At 71.4% G+C, this 15,773-nt stretch carries 10 protein-coding genes and 1 pseudogene; 6 read left to right on the top strand and 5 right to left on the bottom strand.

What is annotated here, in order from left to right:
• Positions 1-38 precede the first annotated feature (38 nt).
• Positions 39-920, top strand: coding sequence for a phosphatase PAP2 family protein (locus ACZ4MF_RS01310; protein ID WP_467488682.1), 882 nt, complete (start codon positions 39-41; stop codon positions 918-920).
• On the opposite strand, the gene ACZ4MF_RS01305 is transcribed toward ACZ4MF_RS01310, so the two are convergent.
• Positions 902-3,916 carry a bifunctional [glutamine synthetase] adenylyltransferase/[glutamine synthetase]-adenylyl-L-tyrosine phosphorylase gene (locus ACZ4MF_RS01305; protein WP_467488680.1) on the bottom strand — a complete coding sequence of 1,005 codons (3,015 nt, stop codon included), beginning with the start codon at positions 3,914-3,916 and terminating at the stop codon, positions 902-904. The two genes, ACZ4MF_RS01310 and ACZ4MF_RS01305, sit on opposite strands and share 19 nt — an antisense overlap.
• Positions 3,917-3,965: 49 nt before the next feature.
• On the opposite strand from ACZ4MF_RS01305, the gene ACZ4MF_RS01300 reads away from it, so the two are divergent.
• The 4 genes from ACZ4MF_RS01300 (at position 3,966) to ACZ4MF_RS01285 (ending at position 8,136) form a co-directional block, all read left to right on the top strand.
• Positions 3,966-4,100, top strand: coding sequence for a hypothetical protein (locus ACZ4MF_RS01300; RefSeq protein WP_467488678.1), 135 nt, complete (start codon positions 3,966-3,968; stop codon positions 4,098-4,100).
• 877 nt (positions 4,101-4,977) lie between these two features.
• On the top strand, positions 4,978-5,826 hold the full coding sequence (locus ACZ4MF_RS01295; protein WP_467488676.1) for an alkaline phosphatase family protein: 849 nt from the start codon (positions 4,978-4,980) through the stop codon (positions 5,824-5,826).
• 1 nt (position 5,827) lies between these two features.
• Positions 5,828-7,108 (top strand): MFS transporter, encoded by a 1,281-nt coding sequence (locus tag ACZ4MF_RS01290; RefSeq protein ID WP_467488674.1) that lies wholly within the window; start codon positions 5,828-5,830, stop codon positions 7,106-7,108.
• On the top strand, positions 7,105-8,136 hold the full coding sequence (locus tag ACZ4MF_RS01285) for a TolB family protein (protein WP_467488672.1): 1,032 nt from the start codon (positions 7,105-7,107) through the stop codon (positions 8,134-8,136). The genes ACZ4MF_RS01290 and ACZ4MF_RS01285 overlap by 4 nt, the downstream gene beginning before the upstream one ends.
• Positions 8,137-8,145: 9 nt before the next feature.
• Here ACZ4MF_RS01285 and ACZ4MF_RS01280 read toward each other — a convergent pair whose 3' ends face one another.
• The 3 genes from ACZ4MF_RS01280 to ACZ4MF_RS01270 are packed head-to-tail and all read right to left on the bottom strand — an operon-like array spanning position 8,146 to position 12,664.
• Entirely contained in the window at positions 8,146-9,117 is a 972-nt protein-coding gene (locus ACZ4MF_RS01280; protein WP_467488670.1) for an antibiotic biosynthesis monooxygenase, read from the bottom strand.
• Positions 9,114-11,840, bottom strand: a complete 2,727-nt coding sequence (locus ACZ4MF_RS01275) for a molybdopterin-dependent oxidoreductase (RefSeq protein ID WP_467488668.1) — start codon at positions 11,838-11,840, stop codon at positions 9,114-9,116. The genes ACZ4MF_RS01280 and ACZ4MF_RS01275 overlap by 4 nt, the downstream gene beginning before the upstream one ends.
• Positions 11,837-12,664, bottom strand: a complete 828-nt coding sequence (locus tag ACZ4MF_RS01270; RefSeq protein ID WP_467488666.1) for an FAD binding domain-containing protein — start codon at positions 12,662-12,664, stop codon at positions 11,837-11,839. Before ACZ4MF_RS01270 ends, ACZ4MF_RS01275 begins: the two co-directional genes overlap by 4 nt.
• 169 nt (positions 12,665-12,833) lie before the next feature.
• Here ACZ4MF_RS01270 and ACZ4MF_RS01265 point away from each other — a divergent pair.
• A pseudogene (locus ACZ4MF_RS01265) lies at positions 12,834-13,580 on the top strand (tyrosine-type recombinase/integrase); the annotation flags it as partial.
• A 741-nt stretch (positions 13,581-14,321) separates the two neighbouring features.
• Here ACZ4MF_RS01265 and ACZ4MF_RS01260 read toward each other — a convergent pair.
• Entirely contained in the window at positions 14,322-15,683 is a 1,362-nt protein-coding gene (locus ACZ4MF_RS01260; protein WP_467488664.1) for a glutamine synthetase family protein, read from the bottom strand.
• Positions 15,684-15,773 lie beyond the last annotated feature (90 nt).

Here is a 15,773-nt window from a genome sequence, read left to right as displayed (position 1 = left end):
ATCTGTCGGAGAAGCCTTTTCTGGCAGACTTGATGCCCATGAGTGACTCGGCCGTGACGCAGTCGGAAGGTCGCCAGGAGGCGGCCGCTCCGAGGGCGGTCACGGGCGAGGGCACACCGGGTCCGCGCCGCGGGCTGCGCCGGCCCCGGCGGCCCCGGCTCTGGTTCGAAGTCCTTCTGATCGCGGTGAGTTACTGGACGTACTCACTGATCCGCAACGCCGTCCCGGAGCAGAAGGCCGAGGCGCTGCGCAACGCGGACTGGATCTGGCGCGTCGAGCATCTTCTGGGCGTCGCCGTGGAGCAGTCGGTCAACCGCGCCGTGGATTCGGTGACTTGGCTGATCATCGGGATGAACTACTACTACGCCACACTGCACTTCATCATCACGCTGGGCGTGCTGGTGTGGCTGTACCGCCGGCATTCCGGGCGGTACGCGGCGGCCCGGCTGGTGCTGTTCGCGACCACGGGTGTGGCGCTCGTCGGTTACTACCTGTTCCCGCTCGCACCGCCTCGGCTGATGCGCGGCGGGCACTTCGTGGACACCGTGCTGGTGCACCACACATGGGGCTCGATGGCCTCCGGCGACCTCAAGCACATGTCCAACCAGTACGCCGCGATGCCGTCCATGCACATCGGGTGGTCGCTGTGGTGCGGGCTGACGGTCTTCGCGCTGGCGTCCGTGCCGTGGGTGCGGGTGCTGGGGTTGCTGTATCCGACGACCACGCTCCTCGTCATCGTCTCCACCGCCAACCACTTCTGGCTCGACGCGGTGGGCGGTGTGCTCTGCCTGGGCTTCGGGTTCGGGGTGGCCCGGGTCGTGTACGGGGCGGTGCCGCACCGGCTGCCGCGGTGCGTGGCGGAACCGGTCGGGGCGGATCCCGTTGCGGCACCGGCCGGCCGTCACGTTCCGTCGCCGTAGAACAGCTCCTCGACGGTGGTGCGCGCCCGGCGCGTCGTACGGCGGTACGCGTCCAGCATGTCCCCCGCGTGACCGGCGCCGTAGCCCAGGTAGCGGCCCACCGCCGCCAGCTCGCGCGGCTCCGTGGGGAAGGTGTCGCCCGCCCGGCCGCGCACCAGCATCACCGCGTTGCGCACCCGGGTGGCCAGGACCCACGCCTCGTCCAGGATCTCCGTGTCCTCGGCGGACAGCAGCCCGGCCTCGCGGGCGGCGGCGAGCGCCTGGCGGGTGCGGGTGGTGCGCAGGCCGGGCAGTTCCCAGCCGTGCCGGAGCTGGAGCAGCTGGACGGTCCACTCGACGTCCGACAGGCCGCCCGGGCCGAGCTTCGTGTGCAGCTTGGGGTCGGCGCCGCGCGGGAGGCGCTCGGACTCCATGCGGGCCTTCAGCCGGCGGATCTCGCGGACGGCGTCCTCGGCCAGGCCGTGGCGGGGGTAGCGGTGCGGGTCGATCAGTTCGGTGAAGCGCCGGCCGAGCTCCTCGTCCCCGGCGACCGGCTCTGCGCGCAGCAGTGCCTGCGACTCCCAGACCAGCGACCAGCGACGGTAGTACGCCTCGTACGCCTTCAGGGTGCGCACCAGCGGGCCCGACTTGCCCTCCGGGCGCAGGTCGGCGTCGATGAGCAGCGGCGGGTCGGCGCTCGGGATCTGGAGCAGGCGGCGCATCTCGGCGACCACCTTGTTCGCGGCGGCGGCCGCCTCGTGCTCGGGCACGCCGTCCTGCGGTTCGTGGACGAAGAGGACGTCGGCGTCCGAGCCGTAGCCCAGCTCGTGACCGCCGAACCGGCCCATCCCTATCATCGCGAAACGGGTCGGGAGCGTGTCGCCCCAGCCGTCCCGCACCACGGCGCGCAGGGTGCCGGCGAGGGTGGCCGCGGTGAGGTCCGAGACCGCCGCGCCGACCTGGTCCACCAGGGCGCCCTGGTCGGCCTCGGCCGGGCGGGTCTCGGTGCCGTAGGAGCCGACGATGTCGGCGGCGGCCGTACGGAACAGCTCCCGCCGGCGTACGCCGCGGGCCGCGGTGACACCTTGCTCGGCGTTCTCGGCGCGGCCCACCGCGGCGAGGATCTCCTGCTCCAGGGGGGTGCGCTCGCGGGGGGTGAGGCCGGCTCCGGGCATGCCGGTGCCGTCGCCGTCGCCCAGCAGGGCCACCGCCTCGGGGGCGCGCATGAGGAGGTCGGGGGCGAGGCGGCCCGCCGACAGGACCCGGGCGAGGTTCTCCGCCGCCGCGCCCTCGTCGCGCAGGAGGCGCAGGTACCAGGGGGTCTTGCCGAGCGCGTCGGAGACCTTGCGGAAGTTGAGCAGGCCCGCGTCCGGGTCCGCCGAGTCGGCGAACCAGCCGAGGAGGACGGGCAGGAGGGTGCGCTGGATGGCCGCCTTGCGGGTCACGCCGGAGGCCAGGGCCTCCAGGTGGCGCAGGGCCGCCGCCGGGTCGGCGTAGCCGAGGGCGACGAGGCGTTCGCGGGCCGCGACGGCGCTCAGGCGGGCCTCGCCCGGGGCGAGTTGGGCGACGGCGTCGAGGAGGGGGCGGTAGAAGAGCTTCTCGTGCAGGCGCCGTACGACGCCGGTGTGTCTCTTCCACTCGCGGTTCAGTTCCGCGACGGGGTCCGTGCGCAGGCCGAGGGAGCGGCCGAGGCGGCGCTGGTCCTCCTCGGCCACGGGGACGAGGTGGGTGCGGCGCAGGCGGTACAGCTGGATGCGGTGCTCCATGGCGCGCAGGAAGCGGTACGCCTCGGCCAGGCGGGCGGCGTCCTCGCGGCCCACGTAGCCCCCGGCGGCCAGGGCCTGGAGGGCGTCCAGGGTGGTGCCGCTGCGCAGGGACTGGTCGGCGCGGCCGTGGACGAGCTGGAGAAGCTGGACGGCGAACTCGACGTCGCGCAGGCCGCCGGGGCCGAGTTTGAGTTCCCGGTCGATCTCGGAGGCGGGGATGTTGTCGATGACGCGGCGGCGCATCTTCTGGACGTCCGGTACGAAGTTCTCGCGTTCGGCGGCCTGCCAGACCAGGGGGTCGAGCGCGTCGACGTAGGCCCGGCCGAGGGCGGCGTCGCCCGCGACCGGGTGGGCCTTGAGCAGGGCCTGGAACTCCCAGGTCTTCGCCCAGCGTTGGTAGTAGGCGAGGTGGGAGGAGAGGGTGCGGACGAGGGGGCCGTTGCGGCCCTCGGGGCGGAGGTTGGCGTCCACCGGCCAGATCGAGCCCTCGACCGTGGTCTCCGAGCAGAGGCGCATCAGGTGCGAGGCGAGGCGGGTGGCGGCGGTGAGGGCCTTGGCCTCGGTGACGGACTCCGTCGCCTCCGCCACGAAGATCACGTCCACGTCGGAGACGTAGTTCAGTTCGTGGCCGCCGCACTTGCCCATCGCGATCACCGCCAGGCGGCAGGCCGCGGTGTCCTCGGGGGCGTCCGCCTGCGCCAGAGCCAGGGCGGTGCGGAGGGTGGCGGCCGCGAGGTCCGCGAGTTCCGCCGCCGTCTGGGCCACGTCCGTGGTGCCGCAGACGTCGCGGGCGGCGATGGAGAGCAGGCAGCGGCGGTAGGCCACGCGGAGGGAGACCGGGTCGGAAACCTCGGCCAGGCCGCGCTCGAACTCCGCGAGGCCGGGGTGGAGGTCGTGCGGCTCGTAGGTGACCAGGGCCTGCCAGTCGGCGGGGTGGCGGGCGAGGTGGTCGGTGAGGGCGGTGGAGGCGCCGAGGACGCCCAGGAGGCGGTCGCGGAGGGGTTTGGCCGCGATGAGGGTGTCGAGGAGTTCGCGGTGGTCCGTGGGGGTGGGCTGGGCCTCCAGGAGGCGGACGAGGCCGTGCAGGGCCAGGTCGGGGTCGGCGGTCGCGCCCAGGGCCGCCAGGAGGACGGGGTCGTTGCGGACGGGGGCCAGTTCGGGGCCGTCGAGGAGGCGCTCGGCGGCGGAGGGGTCGGTGAAGCCGTGTCGTAGCAGGCGGGTGAAGGTGCTGCTCCTGCGGCCCGGCGTCATGCTCGGCCTCCCCTGGGGATCTCGGTCGTCCTGGGCCGAGCCTAGCCGGATGCGGAGGGTGGGGAGCGGGTGGTGGGGCCGGGGCGGGGTGCGGGTGCGGGTGCGGGTGCGGGTGCGGGTGCGGGTGCGGGTGCGGGTGCGGGTGCGGGTGCGGGTGCGGGTGCGGGTGCGGGTGCGGGGCTGACATGCCTGCGGCGGCCCGTGCGGGGTCGTGGGGGGTGCAGGTCGCGCCCAGGCGCGTGGGGAGTGGGTGCCGCGCCCGCGCGGAGGTGGTGGGGTGGATGCCTGCGGCGGCCCGTACGGGACCGTGGGGAGTGCAGGTCGCGCCCAGGCGCGTGGGGAGTCGGTGCCGCGCCGGGTGGTGTCCGTCCTCGGTCCGGCGGACTCGCGGGAGAGGGGTGGGGCGGTGTGTGCGCCGGCCGCTGCGGGCGGACACCACCCGCCACGTCCCCTTCCCGCCGTGTGCGGCCGTCCGTCCGGTCGGGCCCGGTCGCGGCCACGAGAAGCGCCCATCGCCGCCCGCGGCCACCCGTCCGGTTCCGGGGAGAACCGGTCGTCGCCCCTGAGCGGTCGTTCGGTCCGGGGAAGGCGCCGCGTGCGGCCACCCATCCGGTCGGGCCCGGTCGCGGCCACGAGAAGCGCCCATCGCCGCCCGCGGCCGACCGTCCGGATCCGGAGAGAACCGGGCGCCGTCCGAGAGCGGTCGTTCGGTCCAGGGAAGGCGCCCCGTGCGGCCACCCATCCGGTTAGGCCCGGTCGCGGCCACGAGAAGCGCCCATCGCCGCCCGCGGCCGACCGTCCGGATCCGGGGAGAACCGGTCGTCGCCCCTGAGCGGTCGTTCGGTCCGGGGAAGGCGCCGCGTGCGGCCGTCCGTCCGGTCGGTTCCGGGGAGCGTCGGTCGCGCCAGGCGTTCATCCGGTCTTCACCGTCTGGGTTGAGGGGCTTGGGGTGGGGGAATGTTGGCGTGTGCATGCTCTGTCCGCACCGCCAACCCCGTTCCTCCCCCCACCCGGAGGTTGATGTGTCCGGCAGTTCCGTCTATCGCCGTGCCCGTACGGCCATGGCGTCGACAACCGCCTTCGCCGCGGCCGCGGTCGGGCTGTGGACCGGACTCGGAGGCGCGTCCGCGCACGCCGCGAGCGCCGTTCCGAGCCCGGATCACGTGGTCGTCGTGGTCCTTGAGAACCATGCGTACAGCCAGGTCATCGGTTCCTCCAAAGCCCCCTACATCAACTCGCTGGTGTCGGGAGGTGCCAACCTGACGCAGTCGTACGCCGAGACCCACCCCAGCCAGCCGAACTACTACGCCATGTTCTCCGGCGACACGCAGGGGGTGACGGACGACAGCTGTGTCACCCCCGGGTTCTCGTCGGCCGCGAACCTGGCGTCCGAGGTGATCGCCGCGGGCCGGACCTGGGCCAGCTACAACGAGGATCTGCCCAGCCAGGGCGACACCTCGTGCAGCAGCGGCGACTACGCCCAGAAGCACAACCCCTGGTTCGGGTTCAGCAACATCCCGACGGACAGCGCCATGACGTTCGACCAGTTCCCGACGGACTACACCCAGCTCCCGCAGATGTCGTACGTCATCCCCAACCTGTGCAGCGACATGCACGACTGCTCGGTGTCCACCGGTGACACCTGGCTGAAGAACAACCTCGGCGCGTACGCCACGTGGGCCAAGACCCACAACAGCCTGCTCGTCGTCACGTTCGACGAGGACAACCGGCTGAGCGGCAACCGCATCCCGACGGTTCTGTACGGGCAGCCGGTCACGGCCGGGGCGTCCAGCTCCACGACGTACAACCACTACGACCTGCTGCGCACCCTGGAGGACACGCAGGGGCTGAGCACGCACGCCGGCAACGCCTCCTCCGCTCAGGACATCACCGGGATCTGGGCGTCCTGAGGTGTACGTAGCGGACAGCCGCGCGACACGGCAGACGTCCGCCGACGGCGCCGTCCGGCCTTCGGCCGGGCGGCGCCGGGGCGTGGTCGCTCCTGCCGTCCTCGCCCTGGGTGCCGTCAGTCTCGTCACGGACGTGTCGTCGGAGATGGTCACGGCCGTGCTGCCGTTGTACCTGGTGACGGGGCTCGGTCTGTCGCCGCTGGGCTTCGGGCTGCTCGACGGCGTCTACAACGGTTTCTCGGCGCTCGTACGGCTCGTGGGCGGGCATCTGGCGGACCGGGGCGGCGGGCGGCACAAGTGGGTCGCCGGGTTCGGGTACGCCGTCTCGGCCCTGTGCAAGCCGCTGTTGCTGGTCGCCCACTCGCTGACGCCGATCGGGCTCGTGCTCGCCGCCGACCGGACCGGGAAGGGGCTGCGGACGGCGCCGAGGGACGCCCTGATCTCGTTGTCCAGTACGCCGCAGGCGCGAGGGCGGGCCTTCGGGGTGCACCGGGCCATGGACACGGCGGGCGCGCTGCTCGGACCGCTGGTGGCGTTCCTGATCCTGCGGGCGACGGTGGACGGGTACGACGCCGTGTTCACCGTCAGCTTCTGCGTCGCGGTGCTCGGCGTGCTGGTGCTGGTGCTGTTCGTGCCGGGCGGGCGGGGGGACGGTGACGCGGGCGCGGTCGCGGTTCCTGGCGAGCGGCCCACCCTGTCGGCCGCCCTGCGGCTGCTGGGGCGCCGTGATCTGCGCCGGATCACCGTGTGCGCGCTGCTGCTGGGTCTGGCGACGGTCAGTGACTCGTTCGTGTATCTGCTGCTCCAGCGGCGGCTGGGCGTGCCCGACCGGTGGTTCGCGTTGCTGCCGCTCGGCACGGCCGGCGCGTTCCTGCTGCTGGCGGTCCCGCTCGGCCGGCTCGCGGACCGGGTGGGGAGGTGGGTCGTGTTCCTGGGCGGGCACGGGGCGCTGCTCGTCGCGTACGCGCTTCTTCTCACGTCGTGGCACGGCGCCGGGCTGCCGTACGTCGTGCTCGCCCTGCAGGGCACCTTCTACGCGGCCACGGACGGGGTGTTGATGGCGGCGGCCTCGGAGGGGGTGCCGGAGGCGCTGCGTTCGTCCGGGCTGGCGCTCGTGCAGACCGGGCAGGCGATGGCCCGGTTCGCCTGCTCGCTGCTGTTCGGGGCGGCCTGGACGGTCTGGGGCGACCGGGCGGCGCTGTCCGGGGCTGCGGTGGCGCTGGTCGGCTGTGCCGCGTTCGCCCTGACCGTGCGTCCGAAGGGGACGGTGACCACCGCATGAGCGTACGCAACCGCATCCTGGTCCTGGTCTCGGCCGTCGCCGTGCTGGCCGCGATCGGGGTGGCCTCCGTCCTGCACGCCTCGGCCCGCGCCGAGCGTCGTGACCAGGTTCAGGCGGGCGGGCCGCGGGTCGCCCCGGGGACGGTCACGCTGAGCGGGACCGGGAGCGGGAAGGGGCGGATGGTCTTCCGGAACATGGCGTGGGGGCCGCACCGGGACGAGCTGACGTCGGTTCCGGCGGACGACCCGGGTGGGACGCGCACGGCCTCCGGCGTCAAGTGCCTGCGTTTCTACGCCGCTTCGGGCGTGGGCGTGTGCCTCCAGGCGGTGCACGGCCCGGTGTCGGACACGTACCGGGCGGTGATCCTGGACGCGCGGCTGCGGACGGTGCACCGGTACGACGTGCCGGGCATCCCGTCGCGGGCGCGGGTGTCGCCGACGGGCCATTTCGCCGCCTGGACCGCGTTCGTGGGCGGTGACAGCTATGCCGGTACGAACTTCTCCACCCGCGCGGCCATCGTGGACACGCGCAGCGGTGAGCTGATCCCGTCGCTGGAGGACTTCCGGGTCGTCAAGGACGGGCATCCGTACCGGGCGGCCGACGCCAACTTCTGGGGAGTCACGTTCGCGGCGGACGACCGCACCTTCTACGCCACGCTCGCCACGGGCGGAAGCACCTACCTGGTCCGGGGCGACCTGCGCACGCGTACGGTCACGACCCTGCACGCGAACGTGGAGTGCCCGTCGCTGTCGCCGGACGGCACGCGCGTCGCCTACAAGAAGCGCGTCAAGGGCCTGCCCAAGGACGCCCCTTGGCATCTTTACGTCCTCGACCTGCGGACGATGAAGGAGACCGCCCTGGCCGAGTCGAGGAGCGTGGACGATCAGGTGGTGTGGCGCGACGCGCGCACGCTCGTGTACGCGCTGCCGGCCGACTACGGCGCCGACCTGTACACCGTTCCCGCGGACGGCTCCGGCGTGCCGCGCCGGATCGCCTCCGCCGCGCTGTCCCCCGCGTTCCCGGACTGAGGCCCCCGGTCAGGGCAGCGTCCAGAACCTGACGGTGACCAGATAGAAGACGGCGGCCCAGAAGACCATCGCCGCCGCCACGATGCCCAGGCCGCGGATATTGGCTCCGAGCGACGGCTCGGCGGCGGAGGGCCGCAGCCAGCGGCCGAGCAGCGGGTTCACGTAGTAGGGCATCGTGAGGAAGCTCATGAGGAAGCTCGACAGCAGGTTGCCCACGAGCAGGCCGATCCAGAGCGGCAGGTGCAGCGGGAACAGGGCGAGCGTCAGGAGTACGACGGTCGGGTAGAGGCCGACCCAGACGGCGAGCGAGGTCTTCGTCACGGAGGGCGGCGGCGGTGTCTCCTCGCCGTCGCCCTCGAAGGCGAACCAGCTGCCGAACGAGTTGTCGATCGTGCGCAGCCGGAAGTCGTCGAACTTCTCGCCCTCGGCCAGGATCCGCTGCCGCTGCGGTGACGTCAGCCAGGCGTCGAGGTGCTCCGCGCTGTCGTAGCGGTACAGGGTCGTCCACTCCTCCTGGAGGCCCTCGACGGGGCGGAAGAGCTCGGTGCCGCGGAACCCCGCGAACTTGCTCTCCTCCTCCGTCATGCGGTGCTGCCAGTCGAGGAACTCGTCGACGTGCCGCGGGGCGACCCGGTGGGTGACCACCACGGTCACGAGGGGGTCGAGGGTCTGGGTGCCGCTGCTGACCACCTGCTGGGTCGCCGGGCCGTCGAAGTACCCGGCACCGGCGTCGAGATACGCCTGCCGGGTCGCGCTGTTGATCCACGTCTGCAGATGCGGCACCGAGTCGAAGCGGTACACGACGACCCAGTCGGGTTGCAGCGGTGTCGGCCGCGAGGTCTCGGCGCCGAGGAAACCGGGGTAGGAGGAGGCCGCGGTGTTGAGGTCCGCCTGCCAGGACGCGAAGTCCTCCTCGGCCCCGGGCAGGACCTTCTGACCGATGATCGCCGTGGCGGTGTTCACGTTCTTCGCGGTGTTCATGGTGCTCGGCCCGCCGCCACCGACTGCTGTGCCTGGAGCCGGCCGTAGATCCGTTCCGGGGTCAGCGGCAGCGCACGGTAGCGGACGCCGGTCGCGTCATGGACCGCGTTCGCCAGCGCGGGGGCCACCGGGTTGATGCAGCACTCCGCCATGCCCTTCGCGTGCAGGGGCCCCACCGAGTCCGCCGAGCCGACCAGGAGGACCTCGGTGCGGGGGACGTCCGCGTAGGTGGGGATGCGGTAGTTCCGCAGGCTGGGGTTGGTCATGACGCCGTGGTCGTCGACGTGGTGGTTCTCGGTCAGCGCGAAGCCGATCCCCTGGGCGACACCGCCCTCCACCTGCCCGCGGACCTGAGCGGGGTTGATCACCACGCCGGCGTCCGCCGCCTGCACGCTGTACAGGATCCGTACCTCCCCCGTCACCCGGTGCACGGCGACCCGGAACCCCTGGGTGTTGGAGGTGACGCTTCGGGGCGAGCCGTAGGCCTTGCGGGCGGCGGTGAACCGGATGCCGCGCGCCCTGGCGGCGGCGACGAGCTCGGCCAGCGACACCCGCCGGTCTCCGCAGACGACTCCGTCGTCGTCCATGGAGCACAGCACGACGTGCACGCCCGTGTGCGCCGCGGCGAACTCCAGGATGCGGTCGCGTACGGCACCGGCCGCGCGCAGCACGGCGTTGCCGGCCACGGAGAGGCCCGCGCTCGCGAAGGCGCCGGTGTCGAATCCGTTGCGGTCGGTGTCGGACTGCACCAGACGGATCCGCGCCGGTGTCGTGCGCAGTTGGCCGGCCGCGATCTGGACATGGGCGGTGGAGGTGCCCTCCCCGAACTCGACCGTTCCCACGGCCAGTTCGTAGACGAGGTCATCGCCGAGCGTGACCCAGGCCTCGGAGAGGTGCTCGGTCGGGGGCGCGGTCTCGTGCAGGGAGCTCGCCACGCCGGTCCCGACGAGCCACTCGGGGCCGGGGGGCGGCTGGCCGGCGGTACGGGCCAGGGCGTCGCCCACCAGATCGATGCACCGTGCGAGGGCGTCCTCGGTGAAGACCACGTCGTCGGGGCCGTCGTGCAGGGCGACCAGGGGCTCGCCGGGCCGCACGATGTTGCGCCGGCGCAGTTCGAGCGGGTCGAGGTGCAGGGCGCGGGCGAGTTCGTCCATCGCGGACTCGACCGCGAACGCCGGCTGGGTCATCCCGTAGCCGCGCAGGGCGCCGCTCGGCACGGTGTTCGTGTAGACGGAGTAGGCGTCGTACCTCTTGTTGGGGCAGCGGTAGACCATGACGGCGGCGCCGCCCGCGTACAGCGTCTCGCCGCCGTGGTTGCCGTAGGCGCCGGTGTTGGACACGTTGCGCACCTGGAAGGCGGTGAGCGTGCCGTCCGCCTTCGCGCCGAGCTTGACCGTGAGGGTCATGGGGTGCCGCGGCGAGGCGGTGGTGAACTCCTCCTCGCGGGTGTACTCCAGGCAGGTGGGCCGCCTGGTGTCCAGGGTGGCGAGCGCGACCAGGTCCTCCGCTATCACCTCCTGTTTGCCGCCGAACCCGCCGCCGACGCGCTTGCAGAACACCCGCACCTGTTCGGGCCGCAGCGCGAACAGGTACTCCAGTTTGACCTTGGCGACCGACGGCGACTGCGAACTGGTGCGGACGTTCAGCCGGCCGTCCTGAAGCCAGGCCATCGCGCCGTGGGTCTCCAGATGGGCGTGCTGCACCCGAGGCGAGACGTACGTGCCCTCGTGGATCACGTCGGCCTGGGCGAAGCCGGTGTCGACGTCGCCGATGCGGGAGTGCAGTTCGAGCAGGATGTTGTGGTCGGGGTCACGCACGAACGGGTCGTCCGAGCCGTGCAGCCGGGGTGCGCCGTCGGCCATCGCCTCCTCGGGGTCGAACACCGCCGGCAGCACCTCGTACTCCACGTCCAGGCGCCGGCAGCCCTCCTCCGCCGCGCCGACCGTGTCGGCCAGGACCGCGGCGACGCGCTGGCCGGCGAAGCGGACCGTGTCGTCGAGGACGAAGGTGTCGTCCGGGTCGACCAGGTGGTCGGTGTGGATCGCCGTGGTGAAGCGTTTGCGGGGCACGTCCTGCCAGGTGTAGACGCGGTGCACGCCGGGCACCGCGAGCGCGGCGCTCTTGTCGATCGAGAGGATCCGGGCGTGTGCGTGGGGCGAGTGCAGCACCTTGAGGTGCAGCATGCCGTCGATGTGCGTGTCCATCGTGAACTCGGCGTGGCCGGTGACCACGTCGTGGCCCGCGGGCGCGCCGACGCTCGTCCCGACGGCCTTGCCGGGCGCGGCCGTCTCCACCGCGCGGACGCCCTTCACGGCGTCCTCGATCGCCCGGTAGCCGGTGCAGCGGCAGAGGTTGCCCTTCAGCGCCCGGGGCAGATCGGCCTTCTGTTCCTCGGTGAAGGTGGCCGACGTCATGATCATCCCGGCGGTGCAGAAGCCGCACTGGAATCCCGGGGCGTCCTCGAACCGCCGCTGCACGGGATGCGGTGCGCCGGGCCGCCCGAGGCCCTCGATCGTGGTCACCGCACGTCCGTCCGCCCGGAACGCGGGGGTGATGCAGCTGTGTACGGGGTCGCCGTCCAGCCATACCGTGCAGGCTCCGCAGTCGCCCGCGTCGCACCCCTTCTTGACGCCGTAGTGGCCGAGTTCGCGCAGGAAGGTGCGCAGGCACTGGCCGGGGGCAGGTTCCCGGTCGAACGTCCGGCCGTTCACGAGGTAGGTCATGGCAGGTCCCCAGCCGTGAGCTCGCGACGGATCTCCTCGGCGAAGTGGTACGTCAGATGGCGGCGGTGCTCGGGGGTCCCGTTGGGATCGGCGAACCAGACGTCGGCCGGCAGGGCGTCGATGCGCTGCCGCAGGGTCCGGGCATCCGGCACGGAGGGGAAGTCGATGCGGACGGGCCGGGTGGTGCCAGCGGTGAGGGTGAGCGCCAGGTCGCTCCCGCCCCGTCGCTGGGTGCCGACGAGGAACACCGTCGAACGGCCGAGCCGGGTCAGGCTGAAGCGGCGGTGCGCGGTGCGTCTGCGCAGGGCGTGCGCGGGGATGGTGACGCGCCGCAGGATCTCGCCGGGCGTGAGGATGTTGCGGTGCTCGCCCGTGACGAAATCGAGGGCGTCGACGAAGCGCCGGGAGCCGTCGGGAGCCCACAGTTCGTACCGCGCCTCCAGCGCCACGGCCAGCGTGATCATCGGGCCGGCGGGCAGGGACATGCAGATGTTGCCGCCGATGGTCGCCGCGTTCCAGACCTTGAACGAGGACAGGAAGGCGTCGCAGGCCGCGTGGAAGAGGATGCCCGCCGTCCAGTCCAGGGGCCAGGTCTGGGCGTACAGGTCGCGGACGGTGCAGGTGGCACCGATCTCCAGGCCCTCGTCGCTGCGGACGAGGGGCTCCCAGCGCAGCGCCGTCAGGTCGATCAGCCGGCTCAGGTCCGGTTGCTCCACGGAATAGAGCCACGTCCCCCCGGCGAGCCAGGCGTCCCCCTCGCGCCAGTCCGCGCCCGGTCGTTCGGACGGTCGCCGGACTACTTCGGTGATGGTGTTGAGGTCCATGAGAACCGACCTACGGAGAACCGGCCTGCGGTGGACAACCGCCCCGCCCCCGAGGGGAGACCGCCGGGGTCGGACACCTTTTTCCCAGCCTAACGCAGCGCGCCCACGGCGGCCCGAGGGACGAGAAGAACCGACCGCAGCCGACCCGCTCCGGAGAGTCACCCCTTCGAGGAACCCGTGTCACGCGCAGTCGGTGCGTCCCCCCGCTGCTGGAAGTGGCCGCGTTGTGCCGTGGAGCGCAGAGCGCGTCTTCGCTGTACGCGCCGCACTGTCAGAGCAATATCGCGCGACGGTCGACCTCGGCGGCGGATGCGGACTCCGGCAAGGGGAGATCTTCGGGTTGCCCATCGACGAAATCGGCTTCGATTCCGGATGGTTGCACATCAAGAACCCGGTGAAGGTGACGAAGGAGGGTCCCGTCTTCGCCCCACCGAAGCGGAACAAGGTCCGCGACGTCCCCTTGCCGGAACACGTGGCGCACGTCCTCAAGCAGCACATAGAAGCGTTTCCTCCGGTAGAGATCACCCTCCCCTGGCTTCGGGCGGACGGTCCGCCTGTCACGAAGCGACTGCTGTTCACCCGTCTCGATGGCGCGGGTGCGGTTCGGCGTAGCGACTTCAACGATCGGGCCTGGAAGCCTGCCCTCGTCGCCGCCGGGGTGATCCCCCAGCCGAAGCAGGGCGAGCGCCACCAGGCCGCCCGCGAACACGGCATGCACGCCCTCAGGCACTTCTATGCCTCGGTCCTGCTGGACGCCGGCGAGAACGTCAAGGCGCTGAGTAACCACCTCGGACACAACGATCCGGGGTTCACGTTCCGGGTCTACACGCACCTCATGCCGAGCAGCGACGCAAGGGCACGCAAAGCCGTGGATGGTCTGTACGAACTGCGCGATCTTCAGAAAGGCGGGATGTAAGGGCCCGATCGGTACTGCCCGGGAGGATAAGCAGATGCCAGACGTCAACTGCTAGAGTCCCTATACCCGTTGAAAGGGAGTCATGGCGTACTACTTCCCTCGACCGGAAGCGCAGACAGCTGTGATCTTGCTGCTGCTCGGTGCTGTAGTTCTGGTCGCCACTGTTCTTGCGTCCACCCTCTACATCGGGTGGGGCACTCGTTCGACAGCGACGCTTACCTCGATCCTGCCCTCGCTCCGTCATTGACGGTGTGAGGTACACCTCCCGCTCCACCGCCGTCGAGACGAGGCGGACGGGATCTCTGGCCAAAGATCAGCGAACCGTAGGGAGGTCTTTGGGGTTGCATTGCGTAAGGTCGCGCGTCGCGTACTTTCCGAGATCCAGGCCATCTACGAGGAGGTACGCGCTTTTGATCGCTGTGTGCGTGACATGAAGGAGGACGGAATCGCTATGTCGCGAATCCCTTCCGCCTCCCTGGACGCGTACGACACGGACGAGAGCATGGAAGAGACGGAGGACTGACGAAGGGCGCCCGCACGAGCGGCATGCGGGCGCCCACCCGCTCTTCGAGCGGATGCTCAGCAACACCGCCCTGCCGCTCATCACAGACGCGCCATCGGGCCTGCGGTCACTCTCACGGCCCAGAGACGGCCCAGGGCCGGTGAGACACAATGGGACCGACGATCACAGATCGTCGGTCCCATCCGCCGAATCAGCCGGAAACCCGCGCTGACCTGCGCCTACAGCACCGGCAGGTTCTTCCGCAGCTCGAACGCGGTGACCTCCGAGCGGTACTCGTGCCATTCCGCCTGCTTGTTGCGCAGGAAGAAGTCGAAGACGTGCTCGCCGAGGGTCTCGGCGACCAGGTCGCTGCGTTCCATCAGGGTGAGGGCCTCGCCCAGGTTCTGGGGCAGGGGCTCGATGCCCATCGCGCGGCGCTCGGCGTCGGACAGGGCCCAGACGTCGTCCTCGGCGCCGGGCGGCAGTTCGTAGCCCTCCTCGATGCCCTTCAGGCCGGAGGCCAGGAGCAGGGCGTAGGCCAGGTAGGGGTTGGCGCCCGAGTCCAGGGAGCGGACCTCCACGCGTGCGGAGCCGGTCTTGCCGGGCTTGTACATGGGGACGCGGACCAGGGCGCTGCGGTTGTTGTGGCCCCAGCAGATGTACGACGGGGCCTCGCCGCCGGCGCCGGCCGTACGCTCGGAGCCGCCCCAGATGCGCTTGTAGGAGTTCACCCACTGGTTGGTGACCGCCGAGATCTCCGCCGCGTGCTTGAGCAGGCCCGCGATGAAGGAGCGGCCGACCTTGGAGAGCTGGTACTCGGCGCCCGACTCGTAGAACGCGTTGCGGTCGCCCTCGAAGAGGGACAGGTGGGTGTGCATACCGCTGCCCGGGTGCTCGGAGAAAGGCTTCGGCATGAAGGTCGCCTGCACGCCCTGCTCCAGGGCCACCTGCTTCATGACCAGGCGGAACGTCATGATGTTGTCGGCCGTGGAGAGCGCGTCGGCGTAACGCAGGTCGATCTCCTGCTGGCCGGGGGCGCCCTCGTGGTGGGAGAACTCGACCGAGATGCCCATCGACTCCAGCATGGTGATCGCCTGGCGGCGGAAGTCCATGCCGACGTTGGTGGGGGTGTGGTCGAAGTAGCCGGAGTTGTCGGCCGGGGTGGGGCGCGTGCCGTCCAGCGGGCGGTCCTTCAGCAGGAAGAACTCGATCTCCGGGTGGGTGTAGAAGGTGAAGCCCAGGTCGGAGGTGCGGGCCAGGGCGCGCTTGAGGACGTAGCGCGGGTCGGCGAAGGACGGGGAGCCGTCCGGCATGAGGATGTCGCAGAACATGCGGGCGGTGCCGGGGGTCTCGGCGCGCCAGGGCAGGACCTGGAAGGTGGAGGGGTCCGGCTTGGCGATCATGTCGGACTCGTAGACCCGGGCGAAGCCCTCGATGGCCGAGCCGTCGAAACCGATGCCCTCGTCGAAGGCCTGCTCCAGCTCGGCGGGGGCCACGGCGACGGACTTGAGGAAGCCCAGCACGTCCGTGAACCACAGGCGTACGAACCGGATGTCGCGCTCCTCCAACGTCCGGAGCACGAACTCCTGCTGCTTGTCCATCTTCCGCTTCCCCATCCTTGCTGGTCAGGCCGCCTTCACACGCGAGCGCGGGAGACGGTCGGGCACCTGAGCATCACACCACAACAGCGT

The sequence above is a fragment of the Streptomyces sp. NPDC025793 genome, assembly GCF_055558375.1.
Note: the sequence above shows the minus strand (reverse complement) of the source record. Positions and strands in the feature narration are given on the sequence as shown.